Here is a 15,111-nt window from a genome sequence, read left to right as displayed (position 1 = left end):
GCGAATTACCATCGCTTTGTTCGTGACAGCGGTCGCGCCTCAAAACAGCATTAGGAAAACCAATTAGGGAAACCATCGCGAATACCTCCAGAACCTGGATTGTCTCGCTGCTTACCCGTTGCTATGAACCATGTCGGTCTTCGTGGCGGCGAACGCCCCTGAGCCTTCGTCAAGAAAGTCAGCGCACTGTTGAGCCCAAATGACTTGCGATTGAGCTTCGTCGCAAAACCGCTGTTGAACGCAGCCGGTCAGACGCTGGCCGCGAGCGTTGCGCGCACTGCCTCGTCCGGTGCACCCGTGATCTTTGTCTTGCCGAAACGCTCGAGCAGGATGAATTTGATCTCACCCGCTTCGGCTTTCTTGTCGACTTTCATCAAGTCGATATACCGATCCGCGCCAAGGGCCGGCGCCTTGACCGGCAACTTCGCCGCCGCGATCAACCGCGTGAGGCGCGCGCGCGAGTTCTCATCGAGCCGGCCGAGCCGCACCGACAGATCCGCTGCCATCACCATGCCGCATCCAACCGCCTCGCCATGCAACCATTCGCCGTAACCAAGGCCCGCTTCGATCGCGTGACCGAACGTGTGGCCAAAGTTGAGAATGGCGCGCAAGCCGCCTTCGCGTTCGTCGGCGGCAACCACCGCTGCTTTCACCTCGCACGAGCGCTTCACCGCATGCGCAAGCGCGGTGGCGTCGCAATCGTTCAAAGCCGGGATGTTCGCCTCGATCCAGTCGAAGAATTCGCTCTCGGCGATGGCGCCCGTCTTGATCACTTCCGCGATACCCGCAGCGAGTTCGCGCGGCGGCAGCGTCCGCAGCACCGCGATGTCGGCGATAACAGCTTGCGGCTGATAAAACGCGCCGATCATGTTCTTGCCAAGCGGATGATTGATGCCGGTCTTGCCGCCCACCGACGAGTCGACCTGCGCAAGCAGCGTGGTCGGCACCTGGATAAACGGCACGCCGCGCATGTAGCTGGCGGCGGCAAAACCCGTCATGTCGCCGATCACCCCACCGCCCAGCGCAATCAGCGTGGTCTTGCGATCGGCGCGCTCGGTCAGCAACGCGGTGAAAATCTGGTTGAGCGTCTCGAGATTCTTGTGCGCCTCGCCGTCGGGCAGCACGACGGTCGTGACTTTTTTGCCGAGCGGCGCGAGGGCGGCACGCAGCGCGTCGCCATAGAGCGGGTCGACGGTCGTGTTGGTAACAATGGCGACCGACGAGCCCGTAATATGCGGCGCGTACAGTTCGGTCCGGCCAATCAGCCCGGCGCCGATATGGATGGGGTAGGCGCGATCGCCCAGTTCGACGTTGACGGTAATCATGGCGGACATTATGACGTAGCCGGCTTGACGATGCCGGCCATCTCCAGTTGCATCAACACCATGTTGACGAGGTTGTTCACGGTTGGGCGGCCGGTTTCCACGATGAAATGCGCGCACTCCTGATACAGCGGATCACGCGCCTTATAGAGCGCTTCGAGCTTGCCACGCGGGTCGTCGGTCTGCAGCAGCGGCCGGTTCTTATCGCGCCGCGTGCGTTGCCACAACTCGTGCGGCGTGGCGCGCAGATAGATCACCAGCCCGCGATTCTTCAGATGTTCGCGATTCTCCGGCCGGAGAATCGCGCCGCCGCCGGTCGCCAGCACGATATTCTCGCGCCGCGACAGTTCGTCGATCACATCCGCTTCGCGCTGCCGGAAGCCTTCCTCGCCTTCGACCTCCCAGATCACCGGAATGCGCGCGCCCGTGCGGGCCTCGATTTCGTGGTCGGAATCGATGAAAGAACGCTGTAACCGGCGCGCGACCGCCCTCCCCACGGTGGTCTTCCCAGCCCCCATGAGTCCGACAAAAAATACGTTCGCGTTCGCTTGCCCGGCTTCCAACTCGCTTCCTTGTGCATTGATTCCGGTCCCGATTCTGGTCCCGTTCGTGCGGGAGCTTAAGGGCAAAAGGGCCGCTTTGTCGAGTCGGGAAGGCTTGCCGGCGGCCTTCACAGACGCGCCGGAACGATATGCGGGGTAATGAAAATGACCAGTTCGCTGCGTGAATTACGGCGCGCGGTATGACGAAAAAGCCAACCCAATACCAGGATTTTACCGAGCAGCGGGACCCTCGTGACATCTTCGCGTTCGTCGGTGGAATATATCCCGCCGATTGCCACCGTGCCGCCGTCCTCCACCTCCACGCGTGTCTGGACATGCTTCGTGTTGATCGCCGGGCCGGCCGCGGTCTGCTCGCCAACGCTGTCCTTCGATACATCGAGGTCGAGGATCACGTGACCATGCGGCGTAATTTGGGGCTCGACCTCCAGTTTCAGCGCGGCCCGGCGGAACTGTACGCCAGACACACCGTTGCCGACCTTCGCCTGATACGGCAATTCGGTGCCCTGCTCGACCACCGCCGTCACGCGATCCGCCGTGATCACACGCGGCCTGGACACAATCTGCCACGGCCTTCGTTTGCCAGCGCGCGCAACTCTACGTTGAGCAACCGCGTGGCCTGCGCGGCGAATAGCGTCAGGCCGGCGGTCGCGGCGTCGAACCCGCCGATTGGCCGCGCCGATAAATCGAAGACCGCGCCGTCCGCGCCCGCTACAAGACCGCGCGCGGTAGCGTCGCCGGTGGGCGTCATCGACAGCTTCACGCCAAGATTGCGTGAAAAACCGGCGTCACCTTCCACGATGCGCACCTCGATCATCACCTGCGGCCTCGGCTGGTCAATGTGGCCGACGCCGGCAACGCCATTGCACAACGTAGCGAGCGCAGCACACCCCGCGCCGGCAGTCGTGAAAAGGCCTCGCGCAACGCGGCCGAGATAGCGACCCGGTCGATGAAATCGCCCCCTACGACCGCGCCCGGCTCAAGCCGAACCTCCTCCAGCCGCTCGACGCAAACCGGCCGGTTCGCCTGCAGCCGCTTGCTGAGCACGGCGAGCCTGACAGCCTCTTCACTAATGTCGATACCCGCCGTGAACCGGCGCGTGACGGTCCAAACCGACCCGCGCAATGCTGCTTGCGTACCCATGCTCATCCGCTCTTTCCAGGCCGCGCGTCGAACCGTTCGGGCGCTGGCAATGAAACGATTGTGGGCTGCGGCGGTGGTTGCCACCATTCGCCCAAGTGGCTAACGTAAAGGGAGAATGCGGCTTAAAAGCGCCGCTGCCGGCAGGCACAAAACAAGCGTAGAGAAACGTCAAAAGGACGCGATGCAAACGTTAGCCGTGTCAGTCCGTCAACGCTTATCGTGATCAAACAGGTGTCCCCGCGACCTGCGCGCAACACCCAAGTAAGCCAGACGAAAGCCGTAAAGTTGGGCAGCTATAATCGCGGGACCGTTTTTTGGTGGTGCCATGCAATCTCAGTCTCCGTCGTCCCCGCCGTCCCGTCATCCTGACTCTCCAAAGCGCGTTCGTCCGCTCTGGATCAGGCTTCTGCTCGGATTGTTAGTTTGTATTGTCGGGCTGATCATCAGCGCGGGGCTGGTGCTCGGTTATGCGCTAGTGGTTGCCCAGCCCAATCTGCCGTCGCTCGACGCGCTCACCGACTACCGCCCGAAAGTGCCGCTTCGTGTCTACACGGCGGATCACGTGCTGATTGGCGAATTCGGCGAGGAACGGCGCAGTGTCGTGCGGATTCAGGATGTGCCGGATTACCTGAAGAAGGCCGTACTCGCCATCGAAGACGCGCGTTTCTACGATCACGGCGGTGTCGACCTGACCGGCATCCTGCGTGCCGGCACGGTGGCGCTAACGAACGGCCATGCGTCCCAAGGCGCAAGCACGATCACGATGCAGGTTGCGCGAAATTTCTTCCTGTCGAGCGAAAAGACCTACACCCGCAAGATCTACGAGATGCTGCTCGCGTACAAGATCGAGCGCGCGCTGACGAAAGACCAGATTCTCGAGGTCTATATGAACCAGATCTATCTGGGACAGCGCGCTTACGGATTCGCGAGCGCCGCGCGGGTTTATTTCGGCAAGGATCTGAAGGACATTACGCTCGCCGAAGCCGCCATGCTCGCCGGCTTGCCTAAAGCACCGTCGGCGTATAACCCGGTGGTCAATCCAAAGCGCGCGAAGGTGCGCCAGCAATACATCCTCGAACGGATGCTCGAACTGCGCTACATCACGCAAGAGCAATACGACGCCGCCGCCAAGCAACCGCTCGTAGTGAAGGGTGCAGGGCGCGAGTTCAGCGTGCACGCCGAGTACGTGGCGGAAATGGTGCGCCAGATGATGTACACGCAGTATCGCGAGGAGGCTTATACGCTGGGCCTGAACGTGGTGACAACCATCGATTCCGCCGATCAGGACGCGGCTTACCGCGCCGTGCGCAAAGGCTTGATGGACTATGAGCACCGGCATGGGTATCGCGGACCGGAGGGGTATATCGATCTGCCCACGGACCCGGACGACCGTGAACAAGCTATCGACGACGCCCTCATCGACCATCCCGACAACGGCGAGATCGTCGCGGCCGTCGTCACTGAAGCGAGCCCGAAGGAGGTCAAGGCGAGTTTTATCGATGGCAACGTGGCAACGGTTCAAGGCAACGACCTGCGTTTTGTCGCCAATGCGCTGAGCACGCGGGCGCAGCCGAACCAGCGCATCCGTCTGGGCGCAATCGTGCGTCTGATGAAAAACGACGACAACAACTGGGTCATCACGCAACTGCCGCAAGTGGAAGGCGCGTTCGTTTCCATCGTCCCGCAGGACGGCGCGATCCGCGCGCTGGTGGGCGGCTTCGATTTCAACAAGAATAAGTTCAATCACGTCACGCAGGCGTGGCGCCAGCCGGGTTCGAGCTTCAAGCCGTTCATCTATTCGGCATCGCTGGAAAAGGGTTTGTCGCCGGCAACCATCATCAACGACGCACCGCTCTATTTCAGCGCCGCCGAAACGGGCGGCCAGGCGTGGGAGCCTAAGAACTACGGCGGCGGTTTCGACGGCCCGATGCCCATGCGCACGGCATTGATGAAATCTAAAAACCTGGTCTCTATCCGCATCCTGAGCAACATCGGCCCGAAGTATGCGCAAGGGTATGTGACGAAGTTCGGTTTCGACGCATCACGTCAGCCGGCCTATCTGCCGATGGCGCTCGGTGCAGGTCAGGTCACGCCGCTGCAAATGGCGACGGGGTATTCGGTGTTTGCAAACGGCGGATACCGGGTGAATCCGTACCTGATCGCCGACATCACCGACCCGCGCGGCGCCGTGGTGTCGCATCCGCAGCCGCTGATCGCCAGCGACACAGCGCCGCTTGCCATCACGCCGCGCAACGCCTACGTGATGAACAGCCTGCTGCAAAGCGTGGCCCAACGAGGCACGGGCGCAAGAACGAACCAGTTGAAGCGCACTGATCTCGCCGGCAAGACGGGCACGACCAACGATTCGCACGACGCGTGGTTCGCCGGTTACCAGCATTCTCTGGTGGCAATTGCATGGATCGGCTACGACACGCCGCGCAGTCTCGGCGACAAGGAAACGGGCGGCGGACTCGCGTTGCCGGTGTGGATGGAGTACATGAGCCGGGCATTGCGCGGCGTGCCGGAATACAAGTCGACGATGCCACCCGACGTGGTCTCGCTAGGCGGCGAACTGTATTTCGACGACTTGACGCCGGGGCACGGTTTTGTGGCAACTATCGGCGTCAGTCAGGCCGTGCCGGAAGATGTCAGCGGCACGTCGCCGGCTGCGCCCGCGCCGCCAGTTGGCGAGCAGGAAAAGCAGGACATCATGAATCTGTTCAAGGGGCATTGAACACAATTAACCTAAGCCCCGGCCGGTCCGGGGTTTGGGTTGAACGCTCTGCTGAAAACTAAGCTGAAAAGCGAATCGGTTCGCCGGCCTGTTCGCTGGCGTATCGGCTGAGCGCCTCGAAAAACTCGCTGCCGTCGCGCGTGTTGCGCCACGCGCCGTCCACATATTTATAGTGAAAGCCGCCCGCCTTTGCCGCGAGCCAGACCTCGTGCATCGGCGGCTGCAAGTTGACGATCAGCTTCGTGCGGTTCTCGAATTCAAGCGTCAAAACATTACCGCTGCGCTCGAATTCCACATCGGCTTCGAGGCCGTCCACGTCCCGCTCGATGGCCGCCAGCGCAGCCTCGGCGAGGGTCAGGTATTCGTTGTCGGTCATGCTAAACTCCATCGATTAATTAGTCAGGGACAGTAATGCAAGTCGTCTTCCGGATGAGCGCGATTGTAGCGGCTTTGGCCATTTCCGCCGGCACGCTGCTCGCCGCCTGTGGTCAGCGTGGACCGCTCTATTTGCCCGTCGCCCCGCCGATCCCGGCTCGTCCCGCCAGTCTGCCGCCGTTGCCGGCGAGCGGTGCGAAAAACGCAAATGCGCCGGCCGCAGCGTCGTCCGCAATCGACACCGGCGACGTTCCGGACACATCCGGCACGGCGCTTTCGCTCTCCCCGGATGACAACATGAAATCGCCCGCGTCAGCATCAGAACCCAAAGCCGCTTCTGCTTCCTCCGGCGAATAATCTTTGCCACACCGCACGCGCTCCCAGCGAGCGCGTCAGCCGAACCAGAAAACTCATGACTCAATCCGCATTCTCCCGCGCCGAAGGCGTGTTGCAAGTCGAAGGCGTCTCGGCCGTATCGCTGGCCGAACAGTTCGGCACGCCCCTGTACGTTTACTCGCGCAGCGCGCTGACCGACGCGTATAAAGCTTACGCCGATGCTTGCAACGGCCGTCGCGCCACCATCCACGTGGCCGTGAAAGCCAACAGCAATCTCGCGGTGCTGAACGTGTTCGCACGACTGGGCGCGGGCTTCGATATTGTCTCGTCGGGGGAACTGGCGCGCGTGCTGGCCGCGGGCGGCAAGGCGGAAAACACAGTGTTCTCGGGCGTGGGCAAGTCGGCGGCGGAAATGCGCGAGGCACTCGATGCCGGCGTGAAGTGCTTCAACGTCGAATCCATTCCCGAGTTGCACGCGCTGAACGAAGTGGCCAAGGCCGCGGGCAAACAAGCGCCGGTGTCGCTGCGCGTGAACCCCGACGTCGATGCCAAGACGCATCCGTACATTTCCACGGGCCTCAAGTCGAACAAGTTTGGCGTGGCCTTCAGCGACGCTCGCGCGACTTACGCGCAAGCAGCGGCCATGTCGAATCTCGACGTGATCGGGATCGACTGCCATATCGGTTCGCAGATTACAGAAGTGAGCCCGTATCTCGATGCCGTCGACAAACTGCTCGACCTCGTCGAGCAGATCGAAGCGGACGGCACGAACATCCATCACGTCGATGTCGGCGGTGGACTCGGCATCAGGTACGACGACGAAACGCCGCCGGCTATCGGGGAATTCGTGCGCGCGGTGCTCGCGCATATCGAAGAACGCGGGCACGGTCATCGCGAAGTGTATTTCGAGCCGGGCCGCTCGCTGGTCGGCAATGCGGGCGTGTTGCTCACGCGCGTGGAATATCTGAAGCCCGGTGCGGAGAAGAATTTCGCCATCGTCGATGCCGCGATGAACGACCTCGCGCGCCCTGCGATGTATCAGGCGTTTCACCGCATGGAAGCCGTGGAAAAGCGTGCGACGAAAGCGCAGGTCTACGACGTGGTCGGCCCCGTTTGCGAAAGCGGTGACTGGCTTGGCAAGGATCGGACGCTCGCCATAGAACAAGGTGATCTGATCGCGATCTTCTCGGCGGGCGCCTACGGTTTCGTGATGAGCTCGAACTACAACACACGCCCGCGTGCCGCCGAAGTGATGGTCGATCGTGAACGTGCGCGGCTGGTGCGCGAACGCGAAGAAGTGAAGCAGTTGTTCGCCGGGGAATCGATTTTCCCGGACTGATTGCTAGCACGAGTCCAAGCGGCAAACAAAAAAGGGCGACGCCATTCAAGTGTCGCCCTTTTTTATTCGCGTGACCCGGCCGGCTAAACCGCGCGCCCTTGCGCAATCCTCGACCGCAGCCAGACAATCACCCGCCACGCCAGCAACACCACCACGATCGAGCCATAGATCTTTGGCAAGATGAGATCGTGCTTGCCCGCTTTCATCCACCAGAAGTGCAGGATCGCGAGCACGACGATCGGATAAATCAGGCTATGCAGCGTTTGCCAGCGCCGCCCGAGTTTTCTCACCATCGCTTTCGGCGACGTCACGGCCAAAGGAATCAGCAGCACGAAGGCCGAGAAGCCGACCAGGATAAACGGCCGCTTGACGATGTCCTTGAGAATCGCCAAGACATCGAACCATTTGTCGAACCAGATGTACGTCGTGAAGTGCAGCGCGACATAGAAGAACGCAAATAGCCCGAGCATGCGCCGAAAGCGCAGGAGCGCGTTCAGGCCGGTCAGCCGACGAATCGGCGTGACAGCAAGCGTGATGCACAGGAACACGAGCGTCCAGAGACCGGTCGAGCGGGTGATGAACTCGATCGGATTCGCGCCCAGTCCGCCCGTGACGCCGAGCAGCACGATGCGCGCGAGCGGATACAACCCGCCCAGAAACACTGCTACTTTCGCCGGCACGATCCAGTTTGTGCTGCTCGTCGCGCTGCGCGTCGCCGGCCTTGGTTTTACATCGGAAGCCGAAGCCATTCCGTCTCCCTAGAAGTTGGCCTTCAGATCCATGCCCCGATACAACGACGCGACCTGATCGCCGTAGCCGTTGAACATCAGTGTCTTGCGCTTCGGCGTGAAAAACCCGTCCTCGCCAATACGCCGTTCCGTCGCCTGACTCCAGCGTGGATGATCGACGTTCGGATTCACGTTCGAGTAAAAACCATACTCTTTCGGCGCATATTCGCTCCAGCTCGTTTTCGGCTGTTGCTCGACAAAACGGATCTTCACCAGCGATTTCGCACTCTTGAAGCCGTATTTCCAGGGCACCACGATACGCACCGGCGCCCCGTTCTGATTCGGCAGCACCTCGCCGTACAAACCGACAGTCAGCAGCGCCAGCGGATTCATCGCCTCGTCCATGCGCAAACCTTCGGAATAGGGCCAGTCGAGAATGGGGTCAGACAGCCCCGGCATCTGCGACGGATCGGCCAGCGTGATGAACTGCACGTACTTCGCGTTGCCCGTCGGCTGCGCGCGCTTGATGATCTCGGAGAGCGGAATGCCGATCCATGGAATCACCATCGACCACCCTTCCACGCACCGCAACCGGTAAATACGCTCCTCGAGCGGCGCGAGTTTCACGATTTCGTCGATGTCATACACCTTCGCGTTCTTGATCTCGCCTTCCACCGATATCTTCCACGGCCGTGGCCGCAGCGTGTGCGCGTTTTGCGCCGGATCGGCCTTGTCGGTGCCGAACTCGTAGAAGTTGTTGTAGCTCGTGATGTCCTTGAACGAGGTGAGCTTGTCCATGGCGACGAACTTCGTGTTCGTGGTCGCGGCGAGCTTCTGACCCTTTGCATCGGGCGATGTCATCGTTGCGAGCGCTTCGCCGTTCACGCCGACAAGACCTGTCGCGGCCAGCGCGCCAGCCGCCCGCAATACGCGTCGGCGGTTCTCGAAGAACGCTCGCGGCGTGATTTCACTGCGGGCGATGTCGTCGCCGAAAAGCTGGCGCTTATGTTTGATAACCATCTCAATGCTCCTGGAATTCGTGTTGCGGTCCGCGTCGTCGCTATAGCTATATTCGTGGCAAACACTGAATCGGTTTCACCTATTCCGCCCGGGCAATAAAAAAACCGCCAGCAAGCCTTGCGTGGCGGTTTTTCGAGACGGCGTGAGCGTCGGATCTTACAGTTTGCCGTAGCTATGCAGGCCGGAGAGGAACATGTTGACGCCGAGGAAAGCGAACGTGGTGACCAGCAAACCCGTCAGCGCCCACCACGCGGCGACCGAGCCACGCAGACCTTTCATCAGACGCATGTGCAGCCACGCGGCGTAATTCAGCCAGACGATCAGCGCCCACGTTTCCTTCGGGTCCCAGCTCCAGTAACCGCCCCACGCTTCGGCGGCCCACAGTGCGCCGAGAATGGTCGCGATGGTGAAGAACGCAAAACCGACGGCGATCGACTTGTACATCACGTCGTCGAGCACTTCGAGCGACGGCAGGCGATCCGCCAGAATACCGCGCTCCTTGACCAGATACGTGACGCCGACCATGGCCGCCAGCGCAAAGCTGCCATAACCGATGAAGTTCGCCGGCACGTGGATCTTCATCCACCAGCTTTGCAGCGCGGGCACGAGCGGCTGGATTTGCTGGGCATCGCGGGAGATGGAATACCACATCAGGAAGCCGACGGCGGCGCTGATCACCAGCAGCACGAACGCGCCCATTGCACGCGTGCTGTAGTGCTGCTCGTAGTACAGATAAAACAGCGACGTGATGAGGCAGAAGAGCACGAATACTTCATACAAGTTCGAAATGGGGATATGGCCCACGTCCGAGCCGATCAGGTAAGACTCGTACCAGCGCACCATCAGACCGGTGAAGCCCATCAACACTGCTGCCCAGGTCATCTTCGAGCCAATCGCCCCGCCCGTGGGCGAACGCGAAATCAAGCCGATCCAGTAGAACACCGTGGCCAGCACGAGCAGCGCGCTCATCCACAAAATGGCCGACTGGCTGGACAGGAAGTATTTGAGGAAGAAATTGGTATCGGCGCGCGCAAGATCCGAGTGATAAAGCTGCAACGACGACAGCGACAACAACGCGATGCACGCAATCAGCAGCCGCACCGGCTTCCAGCGCCATCCGAGCACCACGAACGTGGGCACGGCGCAGCAAAGCACCAGCTTGTCGTAGTAGTTCATGAACGGGTGATACCGGTACAGCGCGAAGCCTGCGCCGGCGACCATTGCTAGCGCGAACAGCCAGTCGGTCACACCGAGACGCTTGAGAAACGGACGTTCGTCGAACAGGGCGGAATCGACGGGTACTTTGCCCGCGCGCTGTTGCGCCGAAGTCGAATGCGAGGAGGCTTGTGTGAGGTCCATGATCTTACCGAGTTGAATCCTGCGGGCCGGTGGACTTCGCGTCCGCGGGCGTTTCCGGTGATGGCGATACCGGCTGTGGCTTGACACCGAGCATGGCGCCGATCGCGTCGCGCGTTTGCGCGAATTCCTTCTCGAAATCGAGCGTACGGCGCGCGGTGGACATGGCCATCAGCACACTCGTGCCGCCCGTTGTTGTGTCTTTGAGCCAGAACCAGAGACGACGTTCACGCACGTAGAACATCGAGAAAATGCCGAGCACCAGCAGAAGGCTGCCAAGATACACCACTTTTTTACCCGGTGCGCGTGTCAACTGGAACACCGAAGCCTGGATCTGCTTGAACGAATCGAGTTGCAGAAAGACCGGCGATCCGTACAGAAAGCTGTCCGAAAGCGCATTGATCGACGATTGCACGAACTGCGTATTTTTCGCGTCCGGTTGCGCTTCCGGCAGGCCGTTTTGGGCGCGGGAAATCTGCCACAGGTCCCACGTCGCGCCTTCCAGCATTCTTAGCAATAAGCCTGCCGCCTTTTCCTGTTCGCCCTTGGGCACGGATTTATCGATAAAACCCGCGATCGCCTGGAAACCGCCCAGCACGGCGCCCGGCTGTCCCGGCACAGCCGCCACGCCGGTTTCGTCAGCGCCGGCGAACAGGTTCAGCACGCGTGACGCACTTTCTTCCAGATGTTTCTGCAATTCCGCGTTGGCTTCCGGCACCGAGCGTTGCGCGAAACGACGCGCCGCTTCGTCGCGCAACGCAGGCGTTTCTAGCGCAGCGCGCAGGTTCATCCACTGTTTGACGGAGCTTTGTTCGTCGGCGGGAATGCGCAGGTAGCGGAACGGATCGTTCGGGCTGAGACGCATGCCAGCGAGGAACATCTGCTGGCCTTGAACATCGACGGGCAGCATGTAGTTGTTGAACTCGCGCGCCTGGCCGTCCGTGCCACGCACCTTGTATTGCACCGATGGCCCCACATTACGCAAATCCGTCGGTTTCGACGTCTTCGCGCCGGAACCGAGCCGCTCATCGAAAGCCTGCTTCAGCGTCTGCGTTTGACCGACACCGCGGGCGTCGATTGAACCGTTGCCATCGGTGACGTTTTCCACGTTGATGGCGCGGAAATCGGTGAATTCCACACTTTCACCCTTGCCGCCGATGATCTGCGGACTCACCGGCGCCGTACCGCCGATCGCGCCGTCGAACGGCGTGGTTTTCGCGCTGCCGCCGGACATGGGCCAGGCGGTCATTGAGAGTTTCGACCCGCCGTCCTGGAAGCTCGATTGATAGATCGAAATACCGTCGTAGGTGAACGGTTTGTTCACTTCCACGCGCGCCGGGATGCGCTTGCCGGTCGCGTGATCGATCACGACAATATCGCTCGCGAACAGCTTTGGCATGCCAGTCGAGTAATAATCGACGATGAATTTATCGAGCTGAATGGAGAACGGCAGGTCCTGGATCAGCGAGCCGTCCTGCTGGTTCAGAATGGCTGTTGCAACGTGCTGCCCTTCCGGCACCCACGCGTATCCACGGAACGTCAGGTTCGACGTCGGCAGCCGGTGATTCGGCGCAATGTCGTTGATGACTTCGTTCGACGCGATCGGCGTCTTGTTGAAGAGCCACATCTGCAGCTTGATAGGCAGGTTGCTGTCGAGCAAACCGCCAATGCAGATGATCACAATAGCCAGATGCGCCGAGATATAACCGAGCTTCGTCAGCGCGCCGCGCTTCGCCGCGATCAGCGTCGCGCCGCTGTCGGTCTCGCGCGTCACGAACTTGTAGCCCATCTTGCCCGCGAGCCGTTGCAGCTTGGCGGCGGTATCGGTGCGTGTTGACGGCACCAGCGGAAACTCGCCCTTGTGGTGGAACGCGCGCAGGCTGCCTTCACGCACCCGATCCTTCCAGCTCTTCATGTCCGCGATCATCTTCGGGCCGTTGCGGATCACGCACAGCGACACCGAGATCACGAGGAAGATCAGGATCAGCATGAACCACCACGCGCTGTACACGTTGTAGAGGCTCAGGCCGCGGAAGATGTCGGCCCAGAACGGACCAAACTGGTTGACGTAGTTCGGGTACGGATCTTCCTGCGTAAGAACCGTGCCGATGATGCTTGCTATCGCGAGAATGACGAGCAGCGAGATAGCAAAGCGCATCGAACTAATTGTTTCGATGGCCTGACGCACGCTGCTACGGTTCGACTTCGACTGCAATCCCGACGTGGTGACGCTCATTCAAACTCCGGCTGAACAGCAAAAAAGGGTGGAGACGCAAGCGGTCGATGACCGGCGTCCCACCCTTTTTTCTTATTTGCGTGCCGGCCTCGTCGGACCGGCTTCGTAATGTGCTCGCACTATGACGAACGCATGTGACGTCCGGACGACGACGATGCGCGCATCTTAATGCAGACCTGCGCTCAGTGCAGACCGCTGCCCTTTAATGCAGGCCGGCGATGTAGTCCGCGACCGCTTTCACTTCCGCTTCGTTCAGGCGCAGGGCGATGGTGTGCATCGGCTCACTGTTGTTGCGCGTGCCCTGCGCGAACGCGGTGAGTTGCGCCGCCGTGTAGTCGGACCACTGGCCCGACAACCGCGGATACTGCACCGGCACGCCCATGCCCGTTGCCCCGTGACACGCGGCACACGCCGGAACGCCTCTATCGGCTATACCGCCACGATAAATCTTCTGCCCGAGCGCCACGGTGTTCTTGTCGCGCGCGTAGCCCGGCTTGGCCTTCTGCGTCTCAAAATAGGCCGCCACGTTGACCATGTCCTGATCGTTCAACGCGCCCGCAATGCCCGCCATGATCGGATTCTTGCGCGCCGGCTCTTTCGCGCCCGGCTGCGTCTTGTAATCCTTCAACTGCTTGACGATGTACTCGGCATGCTGGCCTGCGAGCTTCGGAAACGCGCCGCCGGCACTGTTGCCGTCCGCTCCGTGACACGATGCGCAAACCTGGGTGGCAATTGCCTGGCCCCGTGTCACGTCAGGCTTGGCGGAGGCTCCGGGGGCGCCCGTCTCTGCCGCTTGCGATGTGACTGTCCAGCCTACCAACCCCGCTCCGAATGCTGCTGCTAATTCCAGGACCATCAGAGTCTTGTACAGTCGGTTCATTCGCGTACCCTGTTTTTCGTCTTGTGAGAATTGTGAGGTTCTGCAAAACGACGGTTACCGATGCACTGCAAGACACCCGACAGAGGACTCGATACGGATTAAAAAGTCACCCGTTGCGCGCCCCGAAATCTGTCTTCAAACCTGTCTCACTCCTTATCCCGCTTGGGTCTTGCGTGCCCTGGCTGGTCTTCGTACAACCGTCGTATTGTACAATAACTCGCTAAACGCAAAGACGCCAGTCGGGGCAAGCCCAGTATTCAGTGGCTCCTTACAGCTCGAGTTTCCACAGAATTTCACTTTCGGTCTTCCCATGTCGTCATTTCTGCTCCATCAAGCCCGTTTCTTTACGACGGTCAATCACCTGCGCGATCTGCCTCCGACGCCACAACCGGAGATCGCATTCGCAGGACGCTCGAACGCGGGCAAGTCGACGGCCATCAACCTGCTATGCAATCAGAAGCGGCTGGCATTCGCCAGCAAGACGCCGGGGCGCACGCAGCACATCAACTACTTCGCCATAGGCCCGGCGGACCAGCCCAAGGCGCATGTGGTCGACTTGCCGGGTTACGGGTACGCGGAAGTGTCGGGCAATGCCAAGCTGCACTGGCAGCAATTGCTGTCCACGTACCTGCAAAGCCGCGCGCAGCTGGTCGGCATGATCCTGATGATGGACTCGCGCCGCCCGCTGACCGAACTCGACAAGATCATGCTCGACTGGTTTGCGCCCACCGGAAAGCCGATTCACGCCTTACTGACCAAATGCGACAAATTGACGCGGCAGGAAAGCACGAATACGTTGCGCGCGACCAAGAAAGCATTCGATGAGTACACGGCAGCGGGATATCGCGGCGAATTGACGCTTCAACTTTTTTCAGCGCTGAAGCGCGTCGGGCTCGACGAAGCGCACGAGAAAATCGAGAGCTGGCTGATTCCCAAGGCTACCGAGGAAACCGCTCCGGAAGACGAAGCGCAGTGAATACGGAAGTGCAGCCTGGACGGGTTGCGGACCCGATTTATGTCGCCAGACATAAAAAAACCCGCCGCATGACGGCGGGTCAAACAGCCTGATCGAATCCTTTACG

Annotated in this window: 13 protein-coding genes and 1 pseudogene; 4 read left to right on the top strand and 10 right to left on the bottom strand. The window is 60.6% G+C overall.

Annotation, left to right across the window (positions count from 1 at the left end):
* Positions 1 to 248: 248 nt before the first annotated feature.
* From aroB to EOS_RS04315, 4 genes and pseudogenes are all read right to left on the bottom strand, one after another.
* On the bottom strand, positions 249 to 1,325 hold the full coding sequence (aroB, locus tag EOS_RS04330; RefSeq protein WP_047845415.1) for a 3-dehydroquinate synthase: 1,077 nt from the start codon (positions 1,323 to 1,325) through the stop codon (positions 249 to 251).
* A gap of 8 nt (positions 1,326 to 1,333) precedes the next feature.
* A complete protein-coding gene (locus EOS_RS04325) occupies positions 1,334 to 1,840 on the bottom strand; it encodes a shikimate kinase (RefSeq protein ID WP_407639106.1) in 507 nt (168 codons plus the stop codon).
* Between the two features lie 152 nt (positions 1,841 to 1,992).
* Positions 1,993 to 2,723: pseudogene (locus EOS_RS04320) on the bottom strand (type IV pilus secretin PilQ); the annotation flags it as partial.
* Positions 2,699 to 3,025, bottom strand: a complete 327-nt coding sequence (locus EOS_RS04315; RefSeq protein ID WP_152693074.1) for a type IV pilus biogenesis protein PilM — start codon at positions 3,023 to 3,025, stop codon at positions 2,699 to 2,701. The gene EOS_RS04315 and the pseudogene EOS_RS04320, both read right to left, overlap by 25 nt.
* A gap of 325 nt (positions 3,026 to 3,350) precedes the next feature.
* On the opposite strand from EOS_RS04315, the gene EOS_RS04310 reads away from it, so the two are divergent.
* Positions 3,351 to 5,759 (top strand): penicillin-binding protein 1A, encoded by a 2,409-nt coding sequence (locus EOS_RS04310; RefSeq protein ID WP_047845364.1) that lies wholly within the window; start codon positions 3,351 to 3,353, stop codon positions 5,757 to 5,759.
* Positions 5,760 to 5,817: 58 nt separating this feature from the next.
* On the opposite strand, the gene cyaY is transcribed toward EOS_RS04310, so the two are convergent.
* Positions 5,818 to 6,135 (bottom strand): iron donor protein CyaY, encoded by a 318-nt coding sequence (gene cyaY, locus EOS_RS04305; protein WP_047845363.1) that lies wholly within the window; start codon positions 6,133 to 6,135, stop codon positions 5,818 to 5,820.
* A 35-nt stretch (positions 6,136 to 6,170) separates the two neighbouring features.
* Here cyaY and lptM point away from each other — a divergent pair, with 35 nt between their 5' ends.
* Positions 6,171 to 6,491, top strand: coding sequence for an LPS translocon maturation chaperone LptM (lptM, locus tag EOS_RS49135; protein WP_075645282.1), 321 nt, complete (start codon positions 6,171 to 6,173; stop codon positions 6,489 to 6,491).
* A 55-nt stretch (positions 6,492 to 6,546) separates the two neighbouring features.
* Complete coding sequence (lysA, locus tag EOS_RS04295) at positions 6,547 to 7,809, top strand: diaminopimelate decarboxylase (RefSeq protein WP_047845361.1); 1,263 nt, start codon at positions 6,547 to 6,549, stop codon at positions 7,807 to 7,809.
* Positions 7,810 to 7,892: 83 nt separating this feature from the next.
* Here lysA and msrQ read toward each other — a convergent pair whose 3' ends face one another.
* The 5 genes from msrQ to EOS_RS04270 form a co-directional block, all read right to left on the bottom strand.
* Positions 7,893 to 8,558, bottom strand: coding sequence for a protein-methionine-sulfoxide reductase heme-binding subunit MsrQ (gene msrQ / locus EOS_RS04290; protein WP_047845360.1), 666 nt, complete (start codon positions 8,556 to 8,558; stop codon positions 7,893 to 7,895).
* Positions 8,559 to 8,567: 9 nt separating this feature from the next.
* Entirely contained in the window at positions 8,568 to 9,557 is a 990-nt protein-coding gene (gene msrP, locus EOS_RS04285; RefSeq protein WP_047845359.1) for a protein-methionine-sulfoxide reductase catalytic subunit MsrP, read from the bottom strand.
* 156 nt (positions 9,558 to 9,713) lie between these two features.
* Positions 9,714 to 10,916, bottom strand: a complete 1,203-nt coding sequence (ccsB, locus tag EOS_RS04280; RefSeq protein WP_047845358.1) for a c-type cytochrome biogenesis protein CcsB — start codon at positions 10,914 to 10,916, stop codon at positions 9,714 to 9,716.
* A 4-nt stretch (positions 10,917 to 10,920) separates the two neighbouring features.
* Positions 10,921 to 13,149: a cytochrome c biogenesis protein ResB gene (locus EOS_RS04275; RefSeq protein ID WP_047845357.1), complete on the bottom strand. Its 2,229-nt coding sequence runs from the start codon at positions 13,147 to 13,149 to the stop codon at positions 10,921 to 10,923.
* Between the two features lie 202 nt (positions 13,150 to 13,351).
* Positions 13,352 to 14,029, bottom strand: a complete 678-nt coding sequence (locus tag EOS_RS04270; RefSeq protein ID WP_047845356.1) for a c-type cytochrome — start codon at positions 14,027 to 14,029, stop codon at positions 13,352 to 13,354.
* A gap of 310 nt (positions 14,030 to 14,339) precedes the next feature.
* Between EOS_RS04270 and yihA the strand changes: the two genes are divergently transcribed.
* Entirely contained in the window at positions 14,340 to 15,005 is a 666-nt protein-coding gene (yihA, locus tag EOS_RS04265) for a ribosome biogenesis GTP-binding protein YihA/YsxC (RefSeq protein WP_047845355.1), read from the top strand.
* Positions 15,006 to 15,111 lie beyond the last annotated feature (106 nt).

The sequence above is a fragment of the Caballeronia mineralivorans PML1(12) genome (genome assembly GCF_001028175.1).
GTDB classification, from domain to species: Bacteria; Pseudomonadota; Gammaproteobacteria; order Burkholderiales; family Burkholderiaceae; genus Caballeronia; species Caballeronia mineralivorans.
Note: the sequence above shows the minus strand (reverse complement) of the source record. Positions and strands in the feature narration are given on the sequence as shown.

Coding starts and splice junctions, on each gene's coding strand:
- aroB (WP_047845415.1), bottom strand. CDS start 1,325: ATGATTACCGTCAACGTCGAACTGGGCGATCGCGCCTACCCCATCCAT.
- EOS_RS04325 (WP_407639106.1), bottom strand. CDS start 1,840: ATGGGGGCTGGGAAGACCACCGTGGGGAGGGCGGTCGCGCGCCGGTTA.
- EOS_RS04315 (WP_152693074.1), bottom strand. CDS start 3,025: ATGGGTACGCAAGCAGCATTGCGCGGGTCGGTTTGGACCGTCACGCGC.
- EOS_RS04310 (WP_047845364.1), top strand. CDS start 3,351: ATGCAATCTCAGTCTCCGTCGTCCCCGCCGTCCCGTCATCCTGACTCT.
- cyaY (WP_047845363.1), bottom strand. CDS start 6,135: ATGACCGACAACGAATACCTGACCCTCGCCGAGGCTGCGCTGGCGGCC.
- lptM (WP_075645282.1), top strand. CDS start 6,171: ATGCAAGTCGTCTTCCGGATGAGCGCGATTGTAGCGGCTTTGGCCATT.
- lysA (WP_047845361.1), top strand. CDS start 6,547: ATGACTCAATCCGCATTCTCCCGCGCCGAAGGCGTGTTGCAAGTCGAA.
- msrQ (WP_047845360.1), bottom strand. CDS start 8,558: ATGGCTTCGGCTTCCGATGTAAAACCAAGGCCGGCGACGCGCAGCGCG.
- msrP (WP_047845359.1), bottom strand. CDS start 9,557: ATGGTTATCAAACATAAGCGCCAGCTTTTCGGCGACGACATCGCCCGC.
- ccsB (WP_047845358.1), bottom strand. CDS start 10,916: ATGGACCTCACACAAGCCTCCTCGCATTCGACTTCGGCGCAACAGCGC.
- EOS_RS04275 (WP_047845357.1), bottom strand. CDS start 13,149: ATGAGCGTCACCACGTCGGGATTGCAGTCGAAGTCGAACCGTAGCAGC.
- EOS_RS04270 (WP_047845356.1), bottom strand. CDS start 14,029: ATGAACCGACTGTACAAGACTCTGATGGTCCTGGAATTAGCAGCAGCA.
- yihA (WP_047845355.1), top strand. CDS start 14,340: ATGTCGTCATTTCTGCTCCATCAAGCCCGTTTCTTTACGACGGTCAAT.